This window comes from Verrucomicrobiota bacterium (assembly GCA_016871675.1).
Taxonomy (GTDB): Bacteria; Verrucomicrobiota; Verrucomicrobiia; order Limisphaerales; family VHCN01; genus VHCN01.
Map to the genome: position 1 here is coordinate 37,000 of VHCN01000005.1, position 17,143 is coordinate 54,142.

6 protein-coding genes are annotated in these 17,143 nt (G+C 68.2%); all 6 read right to left on the bottom strand.

From position 1 onward, the window contains the following. Positions 1-4: 4 nt before the first annotated feature. Genes FJ386_02280 through FJ386_02305 form a run of 6 tightly spaced genes read right to left on the bottom strand, consistent with a single transcriptional unit; the run spans position 5 to position 17,105 of the window. A complete protein-coding gene (locus FJ386_02280) occupies positions 5-11,857 on the bottom strand; it encodes a hypothetical protein (protein MBM3875531.1) in 11,853 nt (3,950 codons plus the stop codon). 28 nt (positions 11,858-11,885) lie between these two features. After that, positions 11,886-12,887, bottom strand: a complete 1,002-nt coding sequence (locus FJ386_02285; protein MBM3875532.1) for a hypothetical protein — start codon at positions 12,885-12,887, stop codon at positions 11,886-11,888. Continuing rightward, positions 12,884-14,485 carry a hypothetical protein gene (locus tag FJ386_02290; GenBank protein ID MBM3875533.1) on the bottom strand — a complete coding sequence of 534 codons (1,602 nt, stop codon included), beginning with the start codon at positions 14,483-14,485 and terminating at the stop codon, positions 12,884-12,886. The genes FJ386_02285 and FJ386_02290 overlap by 4 nt, the downstream gene beginning before the upstream one ends. A gap of 27 nt (positions 14,486-14,512) precedes the next feature. Next, positions 14,513-15,925: a hypothetical protein gene (locus FJ386_02295; protein ID MBM3875534.1), complete on the bottom strand. Its 1,413-nt coding sequence runs from the start codon at positions 15,923-15,925 to the stop codon at positions 14,513-14,515. Beyond that, entirely contained in the window at positions 15,922-16,695 is a 774-nt protein-coding gene (locus FJ386_02300) for a type II secretion system protein (GenBank protein MBM3875535.1), read from the bottom strand. Before FJ386_02300 ends, FJ386_02295 begins: the two co-directional genes overlap by 4 nt. Further along, positions 16,692-17,105 (bottom strand): hypothetical protein, encoded by a 414-nt coding sequence (locus tag FJ386_02305; GenBank protein ID MBM3875536.1) that lies wholly within the window; start codon positions 17,103-17,105, stop codon positions 16,692-16,694. Before FJ386_02305 ends, FJ386_02300 begins: the two co-directional genes overlap by 4 nt. Between the last annotated feature and the right edge of the window lie 38 nt (positions 17,106-17,143).

The following is a 17,143-nucleotide window of genomic DNA, read 5'->3' on the forward strand; positions in this document are numbered from 1 at the left end:
CCGCTCACGGCTTCGTCTCCGGCTTGTCCTGCTTCGGCGCAGGGAAGAGCGGATCAAGCAGCCCCTTTTGCAAGGCGTCCGGCTTCTTCATTTCCTTGATCGTGGAGCGGTCGAGTTGCCGCCGGATCGAGCCATCGAGCGCGGAGCGCGCCGCCTCGTCGTCGGCGCCACCGAGCACCTGCGGCGTGAGCATGATGAGCAACTCGCGCCGTTCGGTCTTCTTTTTCGAGCTGCGGAAGACCGCGCCGAGATACGGAATGTCGCCGAGCAGCGGCACTTTCTTCCTGCGGATGTCGTCGCTGCTGCTGATGAGCCCGCCGATGACGACGGTCTGCCCGTCGGGCACGCTCACGGTGGTGCTCGCGCGGCGCTCATTGATGATCGGCACCGTGGCGTTCTGGTTGATCTCGACCGACGTGCTGCTGAGCGAGCTGTTTGTCGTGCCGACCTCGAGCTTCACGAAGCCGTCCGGCGCGATGCGCGGCGTGACCTGCAGATTCACGCCGACGTTTTCGTAACGGAAGGAGTTGATGGTGTCGCCGCGCTCGGTCACGCGGCTGTCCGTGATGAGCGGCACGCGCTGGCCGATGTTGATCGTTGCGGGCCGGTTGTCCGCCGTGAGCACTTGCGGGCGGCTCAAGACTTCGAGGCGCCCGTCGTCCTCCATCGCCTTCACGAGGAAGTTCAGGTCGCGCCCGGTGAGCAGACCCGAGTAGCCGCCGAACGTGGTCAGCAGCGCGGGTGGGACGCCGGCGAAGTCCGTGCCGGTGCCGATCGTGCGGCCGCCGCCGATGCCCTTGTTGTAATTCCACGAGATGCCGAGGTCTTTCGTGTTGTCGAGCGCGACCTCGGCGAGCAGCACCTGGATCAGCACCTGCGGTTGGGAACGATCGAGCTCCTCCACGAGGTTTCGCACGTGGTCGAAGAACCGCGGGCTCGCGGACAGCAGGATCGTGTTGCTGTTCGTCTCCGCGACAATCGAGACCTCGCGGTCGAGCAGGCGCGAGGCGTTTGCCACGGCGTCGGGCCCGAGGATTTGTGTCACGCGCTGGCGTTCCTGGTCGAGGAAGGCGCGGATCGAAGTCGCGACATCGAGCGCCTGCGAATTCTTCAACCGGTGCAGCTCCGTCTTGCGGTCAATCGCCTCGCCCGTGTCGAGTGTCTCGATCACCTGCGCGACGAGCGCGATGTAGTGGTCCGTGCCGCCGACGAGCAGGCTGTTTGTGCGCGGGTCCACGCTCACGTTGAGCGCGCCCTGCTCCTCGGAGCCGAGGATGGCCGACGCGCCCTCGGACGCGCCTGATCCATCGGGTTTCACCAGCGTGTATTGAATCGTCCGCACGTTGCCGCCGGCGGTCGCGCCCGCGGGCGTCATGCGGAACATGCTCATGAGAAGCTGCGCGCTTTGCGCGGCGTTGGCGTGCTTGAGCGTGAAGACGCGGATCTTTGCCTCGCGCGGCGAGCTGTTGTCGAGGCGCGAGATGACCTGTTCGAGCAATCCCATGTAATCCACGGGACCGGACACGATGAGCGAGTTCATCCGCGGGTCGGGTGTGATCAGCACTGCCTCCTTCAGCGCGGCGGTCACCAGCTCCCGGCCGTCCAGAGTGCGGGTGATGAATTGCAGGACCGACTGCGCGTTCGGGTTTTGCTCGGTGAGCGGCGTGGGCTTCGTATTGAGCGCCGCGTTCAGCACGGTGGACAGCGCCTCGGCCCGCGCATACTTCAACGGCATCACGCGGATTTCACTGACACGCGCGACCTGGTCAGTGTCGAGTTTCTCCACGACCGCGCGGATGCGCCGCACATCGGCCTCGCCGGCGCTGACGACCAGCGCGTTCACCCGCTCGTCCGCACTGACAACGATGGGCAGCGCGCCGGTGGTTTGCGTGCCTTCGCGATACAGGCCCTGCACGGTGGTCGCGACGCGGCGTGCGTCGGCCTTCTGCAGCGGGATGACCTGCACGGTGATGCCAAACTGCGCCTGCTCGGCGTCGAGGCGGTTGACGAGCGACTCGACCATTGCCATGTCCTCGACCACCGCGCCGACGATGAGCGCGTTGACCCACGCATCGGCGATGACCGTGATGGGATCGGGCGTCTCGCCACGCACGCGCGGCGGGCGGTTGGCGAAGAGCTTCGCAAGCGTGTCCTGCAACTTCACCGCCGTCGCCTGCTTGAGCTGGAAGACGCGGAAGTTCTGCCGCGCCTGCACGTCCTCGGCGTCGAGCTGTGGCACGATGCGGTCGAGAATGTCGAACGCCTCCTTGCCGCCGGTGACGAGCAGCGCGTTGAGGCGCGGGTCGGGGATGACCGCGACGGGTATGCTCCGGTCCTGCGCGTTGAGCGCGACGGTGTCGCCCGCGCGCTTTGCGGTGAAGAACTGCGTGAGCACGGCCGCGAGGTTTGCGGCGCGCGCTCGTTCGAGGCGGTAGATCTTCATGCTGCCCGCGTCTGCGAGGTCCCGGGTGTCGAGCCTGGTGATGACCTCCTTCACGATCGCGAGATGCTCCGGGCTGGCGGAGACGAACAGCGTGTTGCTGCGCGGGTCCACGGCGATGGCGAGCGCGTCGCGGCCGCCCGCGGGCGCCGGGCCGCCGACAAGCGGCCGTCCGGGCCGATACAATCCCTGCTGCACGAGCCCGCGCAGCATCGTCGCGACGCGCTGCGCGTCGGCGAACTTGAGCACGAAGGTCTCCATGACTCCAGCGGCGACGGTGGGCTCGACGTCGAGCCGCGTGAGCAGCTCGGTGATGAGGTCGAGGTTTTCCTTGTTCGCGGAGACGATGAGCGAGTTGTTGAGGCCGTCGGTCTCGATTTTCACCTGCTCGGACGCCGACGGCTCGGCGCCCGGCAGCGCGCGGGCCTTGAGACGAGCGGCAAAGATGCTCTCCATCGTGGTTGCGACCTTCGCCGCGTCGTTGTGCTTGAGCGGAAGGACCGACAGCGTGAGCGCCGGGTTGTCGAGCGCGCGGTCGAGCTTCTTCACGAGGTCGTCAATCATCTCGTTATCCACGACGGCGGCGGAGATGAGCAGCGCGTTCACGCGCGCGTCGGGCACGATGACGGGCCTGGCCCGCTGCGTGTCGGGCGACTTCGCGGCGGCGTAGCGTTGCGTGAACAGGTTGTTAAGCGTCGTCGAGATCACGCGCGCGTCCGCGAATTGCAGCGGGACAAGCCGGATGCGGCCGCTCAGCGCGGGCGCGGCGGTGTCGAGCTGCCGCACGAGGGATTGCACGAGGTCGAAACTGTCCTTGCCGCCGCCGATGAGCAGGCTGTTGCTGCGCGACTCGGGCACGATGAGCACGCGGAGCGACTCGGCCTGGCCGCGGCCGAGCGTGGTCTGCCGGGCGATCCGCGCGTCCATGAGCTTCTGAATGGTGGCCGCGAGTTCGACCGCGTCCGCGCTTGTGAGCGGAAGGATGCGGATGTCGCGCAGTTCGAGCGGGAGGGCCTTGTCGAGCTGGAGGAGCAGGCCCTCGATCATCGCGAACGCCTTGTCGTTGCCGGAGACGACCATCGAGTTGCTGCGCTCGTCCACGGTGATGTTCGGCCGGTCCTCGTTGCGGACGCTGCCGGCGCGCGCGCCCGTGTGCAGGTCGTTGATGATCTTTTGGACCGTCGCCGCGTCCGAGTGCTGAAGCGGATAGATGCGCACGCGCGAAAGGCCCGAGGCGTCGGGGATGTCGAGCTGTTTGATGACCTCCTCGATGAGCGGCAGGGCGTCCGTGCGCGCGGCGACGATGAGCACGTTCATCGTGTCGTCGGCCTGCATGACGAGCGCGGCGCGGGCCTTCGGCTGGTCGGTCGTGACGGGCCGGCCGTTCTCCATCGTGGTGCGAAGCCGGGTGACGAACGTGCTGATGCCCTCCGAGCCGGCGACCGGCGCGCCTTCCGCGAAGACGGCCTGCAACAGCGGAAGCAGTTTCGTCGCGGCGGCGTGCTTGAGCCGGAACAGTTTGACTTCCGTGAGAAACCGGCCGGTGGGCTTGTCCAGATCGGTGATGATGCGGCGCGCGAGGACGAGGGATTCCCGGCGGCCGCTGAGAATCATCGTGTTGAGTCGAGCGTCCACGGCGACGTTGAGCGGGCTGACGAGCGCCTTGCCCTGCTCGCCGTCGGGTTGCGCGGTGCCCGCGGGACCGGAGCCAAGCCGCACGCCCTGCGTGAACACGCTCGTGAGCGTCTGCGAAACGCTCGCGGCATCCGCGTGCTGGAGCGGGATGATCGCGACCTCCGCGGCGTCGGTGAGCGCGACCTTGTCGAGCATCTCGACCACGGCGGCGAGCGCGAGCAGGTTGTCCGGCGTCGAGGAGATCAGCAGCCGGTTGCCGCCGTTCTGCCCGGCGGCGGCGGGATCGGTCATGATGCGGATGGGCTTCGTGAGGTCGAGCAAGACCGCCGCGCCGTTCGTGTTCGTGACCTTCAACCGGCGCACCTGCTCCTGCAGTTCGCGCGCCTCCGGCGTGAGATCGTTGGTCGCGCCGAGCCGCAGCATGCTTTGCAGAACGGCGGCGAGTTGCGGCGCGTTGGCCTTCTGCAAGGTGAACACGCGCACCTCGGCCTCGCCGTGCTCCGTCGGCTGGTCGAGCGCGCGGATGAGTTTCTCGAGCTGGTCAATCATCGGCCCGCGCGCGAACACGAGCAGGCTCTTGAGCCGCGGGAACGCCGTGACCGTGAGCGCTTCGCCGGGGCGCACGAGGTTCAACTGCTGGGCCATCTGCTGCACGGCCGGCGCGACCTTCTCGGCGGGCGCGTTCGTGAGCGCGATGAGCCGGAAGTCGAGCTGCGCGCTCAAGCCCGCGGCGTCGAGCTGCTCGATGAGCGACTTCATCAGCAGGAAGTCCGTCGCCTTCGCGCGCACGATGATGCTCCGCGTGCGCGGCTCGGGCACGACCACCATCTTCGGCGCGGGCAGCACGACCGCGGGACGCGGCGCCTCGCCTGGACGTGGCGGCTCCGCGGGACGCGCCTGTGTTTCCGAGCGAAAGAGGTCGTTCAACGTGCGCGCCACGATGACCGGGTCCGCCTCCTTCAGCGGGAAGACGTGCAGCTCGGCATCGCCCGCGAGCCCCGACCACTGCAACTCGCTCAGGATGCGGTCAATGTTGTCGAGTTCCGCGGTCGGCCCGGCGAGGATGAGCGCGTTGGCGTCGCGGTCGACCGCGATGATGACCTCGCCCGGCGCGTTCGTGACGGCCGACGTGGTGTTCGTTCCCTGCGGTGGACGGGCCGCCTTCGGCGCGACGGGCAGCGGCGCAAGTTTCTCCACGATGCGGACCTGGCCCGCGTGCATCTGCGGGTAGATGTTCGTCAGCATCCGCGCCATCTGCTCGACGGGGACGCGGCCGAGCGTGCGCAGACGGACCTGCATGCTGTCGTCCTTGCCCGAGTCGTCGAGGCGCGTGATGAGGTCCTGAATTTGCGCCACGTCAGCCGCCTTCGCGATGACGGTGATGGAATTGGCCTGATAATCCGCCTCGATGACCGGCTTCTCGCCCGCCGGACGGTCGGCATACACCGCGGTGAGCCGGTCGGCGACATCGACCGCCTTGGCCTTCCTCAGCCACGCGATGTGGACGTCGCGGTCGCCGCGCTCGGGCGCGGCGTCAAGCGTGGGAAGCAACTGCTCGATCAGCTTGAACTGCGCGGGCGTGGCGGAAACGATGAGGCTGTTCGCGCGCGGCATCACCGCGATGCTCACGCGGCCCCGCCTCGTCGTGGTCGTGCCGGCATCCGCTGGTGTCGCGCGCCGCACGCCGCGCCGGTCGAGCACGGACTCGATCATCTGCTCGAGGACCGGAACGACTTCCTTCGCGTCGGACGTCTTGAGTTTGTAAACGCGCACTTCGATGTCACCGCCGCCGCCCGCGGCCGATTCGCCGTCGAGTTCGCGGATGAGCTTCAGCACCTCCTGCACGGAATCGGTCGGGCCGTTGAGCAGCACCGCGTTCGCGCCGGAGACGGGCGTGACGGTGACGCGCTTGAGCAACGGCTGCGCCTCGCGGCTGGCGATGGTCTTGGTCACCGCCTCGGCGAGCGCGACGGGCTCGGACTTCTTCAAGTGCACGGTCTGGATGACGGAGGACGAGTTCGTCTGCGGCAGGTCAAGCGTGCGGACGAGTTGCGAAATGCGCGTGAGCGTGTGGCCGGGGCCGTCCACGAGCAGCGTGCGGTCGTCGGGCGAGGCGCTCACGACGAGGCGCTGCCCGGAATCGCGGTTGGTGATCTGCGTCGCGAAGAGCTGCGTGACGACCTGCAGGATGGGCGCGGCGATGATGTTCGTGAGCGGGATGATGGTGAGCTGTCGTGGTCCCATCTCGGGCACGTCCTTCACCTGCTTGAGCGCCTCCTCGACGGCCTTCAACTGCGCGTCGGTCGCGGTGACGAGCAGCCGCGGGTTGCGGTCGTCGGTGAGCACGATCACGTTGGCGTCCGTCGCGAAGCCGCGTGATTTCAACTGGTCGAGCACGATCGCGCGGATGTTGCGCGTCGTGTTCTCCGCGAGGCCCGCGGACAGGCCGAAGACGCGCATCTGCCGCGGCTCATGGGTGGAATTCGCCTCAAACTCCTCGATGATCTTCGCGGCGGCGGCGATGTCCCTCGGCTCGCCGACCACGGTGAGAAGCCGCGTGCGGTTGTCGGCGCCGACGGTGACGCGCGGGATGGTGCGGCCCACGGGCGTGACTGTCGCGAGCGCGGCGGACAGCACGCTGGCGACCTGCTCGGGTTCGGCGTTGGTGAGCTTGAAGATGCGCGTGCCGCCCGAGACGGCGTTGGCCTTGTCGAGTTTCCGGATGATGGTCTCGACGGCGTTCAACTCGTTGCTCGCGCCGGAGAGCACGATCCGGTTCGCGGCGACGTCCGCGAGGATCATCGCCGGCGACACGGGCGGTGCGGGGCGCGACTTGAGCTGTTCGTCGTATAGCGACTTCGCGGTGACCGTGAGCTCGGCGGCCTGCGCGGCGACGAGATCGAACACGCGCGTCTCAAGCGTCGCGAGGTCCGGCGCGGGCCGCCGCACCATGGCGATGATGGACTCGATTTCCTTCAAATGCGCCGGGCGTCCGGAGATGAGCAGGCGCGCGTTGTTCGTGTCGGTGAGGAACTGCGCGTCGGCCGGGTCGGAGGCGTCGCGGTCTTTCCAGCGTTCCTGATAGAGGTTCTGCGCGAGCGACAGGACCCGGCGCAATTCCGCGGGCTGTCCGAGCTCGAACACGCGCAACTCGCGCGCGGGCGCAGCGGCCGCGCTCTCCTGCAACGTGGCGAGAATCTGCTCCGCGGCCTTCAACTGCGCGTCGCTGCCGGCGAGGATGAGCTGGTTGCTCGCGGTGTCGTCGAGCAGGAGCAGCTCGCTCGTGCCGAGGTCGGGCTGGCTTTTCACGCGGTCGGCGAAGAGCTGCCGCAGCTTCGCGGTCACGTCGCGCACCGCGCCCTGCTTGAGCGTGAGCACCTTCATCCTGCGTTCCGACTGCTCGGCGAGCGAGGAGTCGAGCTGCTCGATGATGAGCGAGATGCCCTGCAGTTCCTTTGGGTCGCCGGTGACGACGAGCGTGCGCGTCTTGGCGTCGGCGGTGACGGTCGCGCGCTTTTGCGGCTTGCCGAAGGCGTCGTAACGCACGAGCGCGGTGGTGAGAATCTCCGCGACCTTCGCGGGGTCGGCGGACTTGATGCGGAAGACGCGCGCGGTCGAGCTCTGCGCGCTGGTTTTGTCGAGCTTGGTGACGATGCCCTCGATGACGGCCAGCTCGTTCGTGTCGCCGACGACGATGAGCCGGTTGCCGCCGGCGTCGGCGGTGATGAGCGTGTCGGGCGCGACGTTGCCGAACCGCGCCTTCGACTGCTCGGTGTAAAGCGTCTTCACCGTGACCGCGAGCTCGACCGCGCTCGCGGTGGTGAGGTCGAAGATGCGTGTGTCGCGCGACGCGCCGCCAAGCGGTTTCGCGTTCGCAGCGCCAAGTTGCGCGAGGATCGCCTCGATTTGCTTCAAGTGTTCAGGCCGGCCGGTGACGATGAGCCGGCCGCGCACGGCGTCGGAGAGAATCTGCGCGTCGGCCGGGTCGCCTTCGCCGCGCTCCTTCCACTGGTCGGTGTAAAGCTGCTGCACGAGCGGCTGCAAGCGCTGCACGTCCGCGGCGTTGCCGACCTCGAAGGACTTCGTCTCGCGCGCCGCGGGCGTCGTCGCGGCGGGTTGCAGGCCGGCGATGAGTTCCTCGATCACCTTGAGATGGTCCGCCCGCGCGGACACGACGACGCGGCCGGTTTTGCCGTCGGAAATCATCTGCGCGTCGGCCGCCCCGGCGGTCGGGTTGCTGGCGAACTTGTCCTGATACAACTGCTTCAACAGCGGCAGCACGCGGTTCGCCTCGGCGAGCCGGCCAAGATCGAACACCTTCACCTCGCGCGCGGCGGGAGGCTGCGCCTCGAGCGATGTGACGATCTGCCGGACCGCGGCGACCTGGTCCTGCGTGCCGAAGACCATGATGCGCGAGCCGCTCGCGTCGGGATAAAGGCTCGCGGCCTTGCCCGCGCGGCCGGCGGTCTGCTCGGAGTAGATGCGCGTGACGCTGGGAAGCAGGTCGGCGGCGCGCGCGTTCTTCAACTCGATCGCGGCGAGCTCGCGCTGCGACTGGTCGGGCTTGCTGTCGAGCGTGACGATCACCGCCTCGATCTGCGGCAGCAGCGTGTCCGGCGCGAGGACGATGATCCGTTTGCCGTTCGGCTCGGCGCTGATGCTGACGAGGTTCGTGATGGCGCGGCCGGGCGTCTGCGCGGTGAAGATGCGCGTGGCGAGCGCGGCGAGTCCGTCGGGGTCGGCGCTCCGGACCTCGATGAGCTTGAACTGGCGGGGCTTCTCGAACGCGGTCAGGTCCACGCCCTCGTTGTCGAGGCGCGAGATGATCGTCTCGGCGTCCTTCAAGTCCGTGCGCGACCCGGAGACGACGAGCGTGTTTGACTCGGCGTCGGCGGTGACGGATACGCGGCGGATGGGCTGGTTGCGCGCGTCGAAGCGCAGCATCGCGTTCGAGACGACGCCGACGATCTTCGTCGCGACGGCGTTGTTGAGCTTGATGACCTTCGCGCCGCCCGCGCCCTCGGGCGCCTGGTCGAGCTGCTCGATGATGGTGTTGAGCGCGAGCAGCTCGTTGCGCGGGCCGGAGAGGATGAGGCGGTTCGCGGCGGCGTCGGGGATCATCCTCACCGACGGCGAATACTCGGGGCCGCGCTGGCTCTTGAGCAGCTCGGTCACGAGCGGCATCGCGAGCCCGGCGATGACGGTCGCATCGCCCTGCTTCAGTTCCATCACGCGCATCTCGCGCGGTTGCACGTCGGACGGCGTGTCGAGCTGCGCGATGATCTTCGACGCGGCCTCGACCGCGTCGGCGTCGCCGCTGAGCACGAGGCTGTTGCTGCGCGCGTCCACGAGCACCTTCACCGGCTGGCCCTGCACGGAGAGGCTCTTCTCGACGAGTGTCGCGAGCTCGGCGGCGAGCGCGGCCTTCAGCCGCACCACGCGCGTCTCCTCGCGCGCGGGCCGGCGGCCGGCCGGGTCGAGCTGGCGGATGATCGCCTCGACGCGCGCGATCTCGGCGTCCGCGCCGCTGACCATGATGCGGTTGTTTTTCGCGTCGGGAAGCAGCGTGGCCGCACCGCCCGGCGGCTCGCTCAATCCCTTGATCTGCTCCGCGTAGAGCTGTGTGACGAGCGGCGACAGCTCGGCGGCGGTGCGGCTGTGCAGGTCCACCGCCTTGAACTGCCGCGCGATGTTCTGCGTGGTGGCGACGTCGAGCTGCTGGATGAACTCGCGCACGCGCGGCATGTCCTTCGCGGTGGCGAGCACGATGATCTGCTTGCCGCTCGCGTCGGGAACGAGCTTGGGTTCGGTCTGCGGGCTGCCGGGTTCGCCGAGTTGCGCCATGAGCTGCGTGGCGAGCGTGATGATTTCCGCGGGTGACTTCGAGCGCACGGGCATGACGGTCATCTCGCGCCGCTGCTGCGCGGGCGCGACGTCCACCACGGCGACGATCTGCTCGATCTCGCGCAACTGTTCCTCCGTGGCCGTGACGAGCACGCGGTTGTTCGCGGCGTCCTGAATCACCGACGGCTTGGGCTGTTCCTCGAATCGCTTGTCCGTCATCCGCTCGGTGACGAGGCTGGTGAAGCTGGTGAAGGCCGTGTCGAGTTTTGCGTTCTTGAAGCTGATGATCTGCAGGCGCCGCAGCATCGGGCCGGGGCGCTGCACGCGCAGCTCCTTCACGATGCCCTCGATCATCTTCAAGTGCTCGTCGCTGCCGGTGACGATGAGCCGGCCCGTCTCCGGCTCGGGCAGCATGCGCGCGTGCGCCACGGAACCTGTGAGCGCGTCGGTCGCCTGCCCGCGGTAAATCTGCTCGATGAGCGGCAGCAGCCGCTTGGACTCGGACGGGCTGCCGAGGTCAATGAAGCGCGTCTGCTGCGGGCGCGGCGTGCTGCTGCCGGTCTCGAGTTGCGTGAGGATGTCCGTCGCCATCTGGAGGTCCGCGGGGGAGCCGGTGATGATGACGCTCTGGCTGCGCGGCTCCACGGTGATGTTCGCGGTCTGGACTGCCGCGCCCGACGGCGTGCGGCGTGTGAAGGCTTCGCGGAAGATGTTCGCAACGTTGGTCGCCTCGGCGGTGCGCGTGCGGAACACCTTCGTGACCTGCACGGTGTCGGCGCGCAGCGGGCGCAGGGTGGTTCCGTGAACGGGTTTGTCGAGCCGGTTGATGAGTTGCTCAATCTGGTCCGCCTGCCCCGCGAGCGGCGCCGCGACAATGAGGCGGCCCGTCGCCGTGTCCGCGATGACACGGGCCTTTGTGGCGGCGGAGGCCGCGGTTTCCTTTTCGCCCGCGACACCGGGCACGGCCTGACGGATCATCGCGGCGAGTTCCTCGGCCTTCATCAACTGGGGCGTGTAGATGCGCACGTCGCCGGAGCCGCCTTCCTTGTCCTCAAAGCGCGCGACAAGCTGGTCGGCGAGCTGCAGACGTTCGTTTGGCCCGAAGAGCACGAGTGTGCGCGACGCGTCGTCATACACCGCGGTCACGTAATCGCCCGGGTCGGGCGGCAGCACGTCGAGCGCCTTGGTGTTGGTGTTGAAGGAGGTGCGCTTCGGCGCGGTGGCCACACCGAACGTGCGGTTGATGAGGTCGGCGACGACCGCGCCTGACGCGTGCAACAGCGTGTAGGTCTTCATCTGCCGTTCCGCCACGGACTCCGAATCCACCGCAGCGATGAGCGTGCGGATGCGGTGGATGTTTGCCATGCGGTCCGTGACGATCAGCCCGCGCCCGCGTGAGAGCGGCGCGACTGAGCCCGCGGTGGAGAGGAGGTTCGTGAGTGACTGCGCGATTTCCTTCGCGTCCATGCTCTTCAAGTCGAGCACGACGGTGACGACCTCGCCGGGACGCACGTCCGCCGCGCGCTCCGAGCCGCGCAGAATGCGGAGCGGGAGCTGCGGCAGTTCCTTGAACGGGACGAGCCGCAGGTAGTTGCCGTCCTCGACGAGCATCATGGACTTCATCGAAAGGATGACGTTGAGCGTGTCGAGCGCCTCGGCATAGTTGTAGGGCTTGGGGTCGTTGAATGTGAGCGTGCCCTCGATCTTCATCGCATCCGCGACGAGCGGGCGGCTGGCCATCTGCGCGAACCGTTCGAGCACGTCGGCGTAAGGAATGCCGTCGAACTGAAAGCGGATGTTGCGCGAGGCGTCCTGCGGCGGCGCGATGGTGACGGACTTGGCCGGTGGGGCGCCGGGCTTTGGCGCGGGCTGGTTCTGGGCGGGCGCGCTCGCGAGCGGCAGCAGCAAGGCGACTAGCAGGCAGTGGATGCGTTTCATAGGCGTTCTCGAAATCGGTTTCGTTCGGTCACAACTTCATCAACTCTCCCGGGATCTGATCGGGCTTGAGTTTGTATCGGCTGGCAAGCGTCTGGCCGCGCTCGACGGCCCAGAATTCGTTGCCGATCTTCACGATCACGCGGCTGTTTGAGAGGAGCGACTCGTTGCCCGGCATCGGCAACGGGCGATAATCCACCAGCACGATGCGGCCGCCCGCGAGCTGGTCGCCGGGCTGGAAGCGCAGCGTCTTCTGGTTCGACAGGTCGCGCACGTGGACCTCGGGCTTGCCCATCCACTCGGACAGCGACACGACGCGGAACGTCTCCGGTCCCGGCTCGGCGCCCGGCGGCCCGGCGGGTGTCGGCGACGGCGGCCCGGGCTCGGGCTTCGGCGGCGGCCGCTTCACATACGGCCGCAAAATGTCGCGCGTGACAAGCGCCGCATAGGCGCGCCGTTCGGGGCTTTCGGCGGTGAACTTGGATTCGAGATCCAGCGGCTGCGCCTCGGGTGCAGGTTCGAGCACGAGCGTGAGATAGCGGAAGCTCACGCGCACGCGCCCCGGCACGTCCGCCGCGGACACCACGAGGCTGTCGAGCCGGTGCAGCGGCGTGGACTTCTGGACCAGGAAGATGAGGTTTACGACCTGCGCCAGGCCGCCTTCGCCCCGGATGCTCCAGCCGATTTCCTGGGAGCCCCGAAGCTTGCGCGGGCCGACGGGAACGCGGCTGAAGTCCGCTTCGCGCAATCCGCTGTTGATGATGATGCGCGTGAGCATCTCGCCCGAGCGCGCGCTCGCGAGGTCGAGGTCGTCCGAAAAGCACCGCGCGGCGACACGCTTCATCGCATCCTCGGCGGTGAAATAATCGCGGCGCTCGGCATGAAGCTTCGCGAGCTTCTCGTGCACGCCGCCGATCCGGCCGTCGAGCGCGCGGAGCGGTTTGAGGAAAAACCCGCGCACGCCGGCGGTGACGGCAAATGCGCCGACGAGACCGACGACGGCGATGGCGAGTGTGCGTTCGCGCGCGTTCACTTCGAGCCCCCCTTCTTCACTGCGTCGAGCGACGCGTCATCGGCGGGGCGCGCGGCCGGTTGCGCCTTCGTGAGGTCGAGCTTGAGCTTCTCGGGTGCGGTCAGCTCGACCGTGGAACGGAAGTTGTAGCCGAAACGGTCCGTGCCGGGCGTGATGGCGAGGGGCTTCACGTCGTAGCCGGCGGCGCGGAGCTGCTTGTCGAGGCGCGCGAGCATCTCGCCGGTGCGAGCCTGCACGGCGAGCCGGATGCTTCCGCCGCCGCCGACCGCGAGGGACGTCACGTAGAGATCCTCGCTGCGCGGCAGCACCGCGCTGAGCCACGCGTAGTGATCGAGCCAGTCGCGACCCTCGGCCTGCCACGCCTTCACGGTCGCCGCCTGTTGCGTCATGCGGCGGTAGATGGGGCGTTTCTTGTCCTCGGCGGCGAGTTCGAGCTGCGCTTCCTTCAAGTTGGCCTCGCGCTTCTGCACAAGCGACGACCGCACTGCGAACAGCAGGATGAACAGGGCCGCCGCGGCGGCGATGCCGCCGAGAACCTTCACGCGCCGCAGGTCGCGCCGGTCGGCCGGGCGCTTCGGGTCGATGAAGTCGAACGCCAATCCGCCGTCGTCCGTCGCGCCGAGCGCGAGGCCGATCGCCGCGGATGCGCCCGCCGCCGAGTCGCGCGCGGACGCGGGCAATCCGAGCTTCGCGAATTCAAGCGCGCCGCACGGAATGGCGAGCCGCGACGCGAGCAGCTTGATGACGGCGGTCTCGTGTCCCGTTGCGCCGGCGACGACGGTGCGCGCAACCGCGGTGCCGCCTGCCAGCCCGCCGAAATTGTGCAGGCTTCGCACGACTTCGATGGTTGCGGCCTCGGCGAAATCGCCCCCCGGCACGGCCGCCCCGCGGCTGAACAGCACGCCGCGGCCGGTGACGACGTCAACACCCACTTCCCCGGCTCGAAGCGTGACGAGTGCAGCGGGTGCTTCCGCCGCCGAGCAGGCGGCAAGACATCGCGCCTCGGCGGAAGCGATCCATCCGAGCGCGGCGAGCTTGAGCCCGGCGGCGGTTGCCAGCGATTCGTGGAACTCGACGACGTCGCGCTTCACCGCAGCCGCGAGGATTTCGAGCTTCGGCGAGGGCGCCGGCGCTTCGAGGGCGGCTTTGGGATCGGAAGGTTTCACCGCGGGCGTGAACTGGCGGAGGACTTGGAAGTCGATCACCGCTTCGTCCATCCGGAACGGCAGCTCGCGCGCGAGTTGGAGGTGGACGATGGACGCGAGTTCGCTGACGTCCGCGACGACGGGGACGGCGAGCGTGCGCAGATACACTTGCGCCCGCGGCAAAGCGAAAACGACTGGGCCGGGACGGACCCTGAGCTTGTCGAGCGCGGCGGCAAGCGCGCGGCCGAGCGCGGCCGGGTCGGAGCGGTCGGTGCCTGCAGGCAGATCGAGCGGGCTCGTCGCGAGGTCGGTGATGGCGCCGCCGCCGGACTGCGCGACGCGAAGGAGCGGGCCGTCGAGATCGAGCGCGGTGGCCGCGCCAAGCCTGCGCGGGCGCTCGCGCCGGCCGAGTTTCGGGAACGGGATCACGTTGAATCTGGACGGTTCAGGCATCGTGCCGGAGGTCACCACGGTGAATGGTCATATCTGAGGGCCGGGAGGCGTTGTGTGCAAGGACGCATTCCGCGGGGTTCGCGGCGCGGTCTTGAGGTCCGCCGAAGGCTCGCCGCCCGGTTCCAGCTTGAACGGCAGGCCGAGGCGTGTGACGTCGCGCAGGTAAAGCAGCGTGGGGTTGCCGCGGGCGGTGTCCACGATCGCCTCGATCACCCGGTGGCGACCCGAGGGCACTCCGTAGCCGATGACGCGAAAGCTGAACTGAAATCCGCGCGAGGTAAGATACGGCGCGACGGCGCGGAACTTGTCCGCGTCGAGCACATGCTCCTGCACGAGCCATGCGAGGTTCTTCCGCCGGTCGGGAGACACGCTTTGTCGCGCGGACACGATGGCGTCGGCGAGCGCGTCGTCGAGGCCGGGCACGCACGCGAGCACGGCGCGGGATGCGGTGTTCACGTTGATGAGCCCCGCCAGCTCCGTGTCCGCAACCGTGGTGAACAGGTCGAGCGCGAGCGGCAGCCCGTCGTTTGAGATGCCCGACGACAGCTCGACATCCACGCCGTTGGTGGTCCGCACCACTTGCTTCGCGTCGAGCAGGTCGCTCGCATAGGCAACCGGAATCTGGTTGCTCCGCAGCGCCGCCACATAGGCGAGCGTCGCGGCCGGCACGCCGTTCGTCGGAAAGTTCTCGGCGGGGTCGTTCAAGTTCCATCGCGGCGCGCCGTCGGTTCCGGTGTTCGGCTCGAACGATGAGACGGTGAGCAGCGGGCGGAGCGGCGAGGCGGGGCCGAAGTCCGCGGCGGGCGGGGCGTCGTCGGTGGCGGCGCTGCGATACGGATTCGCGGCTTCGCCGTAGAGCAGCGCGGGCGTGAAGCCGCGCACGAGCAGCAGTTCGTCCACGGTGTCGAGCGGGCCGTTGCGGACGGCGTAGGGCTTCGCGAGCGTGTCGTAGTAAGGTTGCTCGGCGCCTTCGGGCAGCGGTGCGTCGTCGGCATCAATGAAGTCGAGCAGCGCGTGCGAGAGCAGCGGCTTCATGCCGGGCAGTCGCGCAAGCATTTCCTCTGTCGCGTGGTTGAGGTTGAGCTTGCCCGCCTCGTCGGTGAGCCCGTAACGAAGCGTCATGCCGTCGTCGCCGGGCGAATAGACCGTGAAGTGCCAGCGGTCGGAACCGTCATCGAACACGAGGCGTTCGCGAAACAGGTCCGGCGAATCGAAGACGTCGGGATTCTCGGAACCGGTGGCCGCGACGCGCATCGCCTCGCGCACGCCGCTCATCGCCGCGGCCCAGGCCTGCTCCGCGCCGGAGCCAGCGGCGGTCGCGGTTTCTTCGGCCTTCATTCGAAACAGCAGGCTCATGGCGATCATCGCCGCCAGCATCACGACGATAAGAATCGCAATGAGGACGAATCCGCGCCTGCGGTTGGAGCAGTCGAAGTTCATCGCGCGGGCTCCCTCCGATCAATTGTCGCGAAGGGCGTTGCGGCGGCTTCGGCCGGGCTGCCCGCGGGCAGGTGCACGACGCGTCGGAAGACTTCGTGCGGATATTCGTCGGGCGCGAGGTCGTCGGGCAGCGGGTCGAAGCCAAGCGAGATTTCCACCGCGACCGGCGGCGAAGGCTCCGCCCACACATCGAGCCACGCGCGGCCGTCCCAAAAGCGGAAGCGCACGAAGGAGAGATCCTCGGTAAGCACCGCCGGCGCGTTCGTTGGAGTCGCGTCATTAAAGCCTAGTGCATCCGACGCATTAGTGACGGCGCGGCGACCGACGAGCGCTTCCTCCTCGCGGCTGAGGCCGAACGTGACAATGCCGTCGCCGGCCGAGTAACGCAAGAGGCGCAGGTCGCTTTCCGGATTCGACACGCGCCCGAGGTCAGCAGGTGCCCACGCGGCACGGGAGGGCACATCGGTGCGGACAAATTCGAGCATCGCCGGGTCGCCATAAAGCGGCAGCGTGGCGGAGGAACTCGCGGGCACGGTGCGCAACTCGCTCGTGAGCCGGTCCATCACGAGCCGCACGGCCGCAACGCGCTCGGTTTCGCGGATCACCTGCTCGCGAAGCTCGGCGGACTGCCGGTAGAAGTAGAGCACGACGAGCAGCAAGCCGGTCGCGATGGCGACAGCGAGGATGATTTCGAGTAGCGTGAACGCGGAACTGAAGCGGGCGCGATGCGCGCCAATTCCAACCGATGCGATTGCACTACGGGCGCTCATCGGGGTTGCCCTTCCCGCAGATTCGCCACTTCGCCGAGATCGAGCACTTGCGCGAGCCGATGCACAAGCGCGGATTCCGAGTGGCGGATGACGACTTCGACGTTGGAGAAGCTCGCCGCGCCGGGCGCGGACTCGAGTCGGGTGGATGTGACCTGCCACGTCCAGTTGGTGAAAGGCGCGGGGAACGGCTCGGGCCCCGGCTGCTCAACCAAGCGCACGCCCATCTGCAATTCGGACATCACCGTCACCGCAAGGTCGGCCGCGTGGGCTTGCAGGCGGAGGCGCGCGGCGCTGTTCACCGAGGCGTTGAGCCCGCCGCCGATGATGACCGCGGCGGCGGCGAAGAGGACGAGGGCGAGGACGACTTCGAGAAGAACACCCGCGCGAAGGTGCTGCGGCTGCGCGGGCACAGCACGGCGGGAATTCCGCGCGCGCCATGAATGATGAC

Excerpts from the sequence above, each read along its gene's own strand:
- FJ386_02280 (MBM3875531.1), bottom strand. The coding sequence starts at position 11,857 with ATGAAACGCATCCACTGCCTGCTAGTCGCCTTGCTGCTGCCGCTCGCG.
- FJ386_02290 (MBM3875533.1), bottom strand. The coding sequence starts at position 14,485 with ATGCCTGAACCGTCCAGATTCAACGTGATCCCGTTCCCGAAACTCGGC.
- FJ386_02295 (MBM3875534.1), bottom strand. The coding sequence starts at position 15,925 with ATGAACTTCGACTGCTCCAACCGCAGGCGCGGATTCGTCCTCATTGCG.
- FJ386_02300 (MBM3875535.1), bottom strand. The coding sequence starts at position 16,695 with ATGAGCGCCCGTAGTGCAATCGCATCGGTTGGAATTGGCGCGCATCGC.